This is a genomic window from Streptomyces katrae, from assembly GCF_000966975.1.
Classification (GTDB): domain Bacteria; phylum Actinomycetota; class Actinomycetes; order Streptomycetales; family Streptomycetaceae; genus Streptomyces; species Streptomyces katrae.
In genome coordinates, this window is sequence record NZ_JZWV01001020.1 from 1 (window position 1) to 2,845 (window position 2,845).

Below are 2,845 nucleotides of genomic sequence, written 5' to 3' on the forward strand. Positions count from 1 at the left end.
AGGCCGCCGCCGATCTCCGGGCCGCCATCGGCACCCCGCACGCCCAGGAGGCCCTGACCGCGATCGGCCGGCTGGCGCAGCTGCGGGAAGCCCTGGCCGTGCTGGCGGTCGCGCTCGCCGGCGTCCACGGGCGCCTCGCCTGGTTCCTCGGCGCGGCCGCCACCGCCCTCGCACCCGTGCTGCACTGGCGCGCCCTGCCCGACGCACAAGGCCCCACCTTCGGCGCCGTCGAACCGACCCCCGAGCAGTACACGGACGCCGAGGACGCCATCCGCCGCCTGCACAGCGCCCTCGCCCGCCTCAGCGCCGTCTGACCCCACCGCGCCCGTGGTCGCGCTCCCGGTCCATGACGGAGCGGAAGTCACGCGCGGGGCGTCCGGTGACCGACCGGACGGAGTCGGTGACCCGGTCCTCGGCCCCCATGGCGATGGCCTCGTCCATGTCGGCCAGCAGCGTGGCGAATTCCTCGGGCATCAGCGCCGTCAGACGGCCCCGCAGCTCTCGGTGGGACAGCGGCCGGTGGAGCACGGGCCGTCCGGTGGCCTCCGCGACGATGGCGGCGATGTCGTCGTAGCTGAGCGTCTCGGGGCCGGTGAGCACGAGGTCGGTGTTGGGGGCGCGCGGGCCGGTCAGGGCGCGGGCGGCCACGGCCGCGATGTCCTCGGCATCCACGAAGCCGACCCGGCCGGTCCCCGTGGCGGTGTGGATGACCCCATCGGTGCGGATGCCGTGCGCGTGCATGTGATCGCCGGAGAAGTTCTGCATGAACCAGGACGGCCGGAGCACCGCCCATTCGTCGAAGATGCCCGGCAGAGCCTCGTGCACCCGGCCCACGGCCGGACCGCCCTTCTGGATGGAGGAGGCGCTCAGCAGCACCGCGCGCCGTACGCCGACGGCCCGGGCCCGGCGCAGGAAGGGCAGGACGACGGCGGCGGGGTCGGGGTCGCCCACGGGCGGGACCACGTACACGCGGTCGACGCCGTCGAGGGCGGCGGCGTGGGTGGCGGCGTCGTACCAGTCGAAGGCGACCGCTTCGGTGCCCGGCACCGGGGTGGCCCTGCGGCCGGCCGCCTTGACCGTGTGCCCGGCGGCGGTCAGCTGCGCGCAGGTGCGGCTGCCGGTGGTGCCGGTGGCACCCGTGACCAGCGTGGTGCCGACGGGGGGAAGGGGGGCGTTCGTCGTCATCGGAGGGCCTCGGCGCCGTCGGCGTCCGTCTCGGGGACGGCGAGCGGGTTCCAGTAGTCGCGGTAGGAGGTGAACTTCCCGTCCTCGACGGTGACCACGGCGATGTACGTCATGTCGAAGGGGCGGCCGGGACCCACCAGCCGGCCGACCCCGCGCATCTCGGCCACGATCGTGCGCGGGTCGGCGGTCTCGTGGATCCGGAGATCGGCCTCGGGAAAGTCGTGGAGATCGATGCGCTCGGGGTAGGGGCGCATGTACGCGGCGACGGCCTCGCGCCCCTCCAGCCGCCGGGGCCATCCCGGGGGCGCGAACGGGAACACGGGAACTCCATCACGCCGCCCTCCGCCCACAGGCCCACCCAGCCCGGGATGTCCTTGTCGAGCAGGAGTCGCAGGCCGTGGCGGTAGAGATCCGCCGGGGAGGCCGACACGGGTACGGACATGGGTATGGGTATCCTCTCCCTCAGGAAAACGGACCTCGGGTCCGCTTCAACGAAAGATACGGACCCCGGGTCCGTTTTTCAATCCGACGGGAAGGAACGGCGTGACCGAGCGCAAGCCCCGCAAGGACGCGGCCCGCAACCGACAGGCCGTCCTGGAGGCCGCCGACGCCCTCTTCGGCCGCTGCGAGAGCCCCGAGGAACTCACGATGGCCGACATCGCGGCAGCGGCCGGTGTCGGCAAGGGCACCCTCTTCCGCGCCTTCGGCGACCGCACCGGTCTGCTCCGCGCGCTGTACGAGGCTCGGCTGGAGCCCGTCCGGGAAGCGGTGGAGACGGGCCCGCCGCCCCTCGGGCCCGCCACCCCGCCGCGGGAGCGGGTGCCCGCCCTGCTCGACGCCCTCCTCTGCTTCAAACTCGACAACCGCCGCCTCGCACTGGCCCTGGAGGAGACCGGGAGCAGCAGCCCGTACCAGGCCGGTCACTACGACTGGTGGCACGGCGTGCTCCGGTCCGCGCTGGAAGAGGTTCCGGGCATGGCCGACGCGGGCTTCGCCGCGCACGCCCTCCTCGCCGCCACCCGGGCCGACCTCGTCGAGCGCCTGGCCGGCCGGGAAGGGGTGGAGCGCGAGCGGCTGCGGGCCCAACTGGCGGGATACGCCGCCAGGTTCCTCACCGCACGCTGAGACCGGTCGCGGATTCACACCCGTGGGGCGCGGGGCACGCCCGCGTCCCGAACGGACATGGCCGGGTGCGGCGCGGCCGGGAGCCGCGGTCCCGCGCACCGGCCGTGAGCCCGTCGACAGGCGAGGGGGCTGACGGATTGCCATGATGGTGGGGTCGGCCCGCACCGGGCCGCGCAGCCGTGCGGCCACCTCGGTGTACGTGAAGGAGGGTGTTGCGGATGTGCCGGTGGCTGGCTTACTCGGGGTCGCCCCTGTTGCTCGATGCCGTGCTCTACCGCCCGGAGCACTCGCTGATCAATCAGAGCCTGCGGGCGCGGTTGGGTGTCGAAACCACCAACGGCGATGGCTTCGGCGTCGGCTGGTACAGCCCCGACGGGGACGGCACGCCCGCGGTCTTCCGGGACACCGCGCCGGCCTGGAACAACCGCAACCTGCGGGAGCTCGCGGCGCACGTCCGCTCCCCCTTGTTCTTCGCTCACGTGCGCGCCTCGACGGGCTCGGCCGTGCAGCAGACCAACTGCCACCCGTTCCGTCA

Annotated in this window: 4 protein-coding genes and 1 pseudogene; 3 read left to right on the top strand and 2 right to left on the bottom strand. The window is 73.9% G+C overall.

Features of this window, described 5'->3' with window-relative positions:
• On the top strand, nucleotides 1-314 hold a 314-nt coding region (locus VR44_RS31480; RefSeq protein WP_045951031.1), incomplete at its 5' end, for a hypothetical protein.
• Here the strand turns inward: VR44_RS31480 and VR44_RS31485 are convergent.
• Nucleotides 301-1,185: an NAD(P)H-binding protein gene (locus tag VR44_RS31485; RefSeq protein WP_045951032.1), complete on the bottom strand. Its 885-nt coding sequence runs from the start codon at nucleotides 1,183-1,185 to the stop codon at nucleotides 301-303. The two genes, VR44_RS31480 and VR44_RS31485, sit on opposite strands and share 14 nt — an antisense overlap.
• Nucleotides 1,182-1,627 (bottom strand): annotated as a pseudogene (locus tag VR44_RS31490) (nuclear transport factor 2 family protein). The gene VR44_RS31485 and the pseudogene VR44_RS31490 overlap by 4 nt, the downstream one beginning before the upstream one ends.
• A 101-nt stretch (nucleotides 1,628-1,728) precedes the next feature.
• On the opposite strand from VR44_RS31490, the gene VR44_RS31495 reads away from it, so the two are divergent.
• Entirely contained in the window at nucleotides 1,729-2,310 is a 582-nt protein-coding gene (locus VR44_RS31495) for a TetR/AcrR family transcriptional regulator (RefSeq protein WP_045951033.1), read from the top strand.
• A gap of 218 nt (nucleotides 2,311-2,528) precedes the next feature.
• On the top strand, nucleotides 2,529-2,845 hold a 317-nt coding region (locus VR44_RS31500), incomplete at its 3' end, for a class II glutamine amidotransferase (protein ID WP_045951034.1).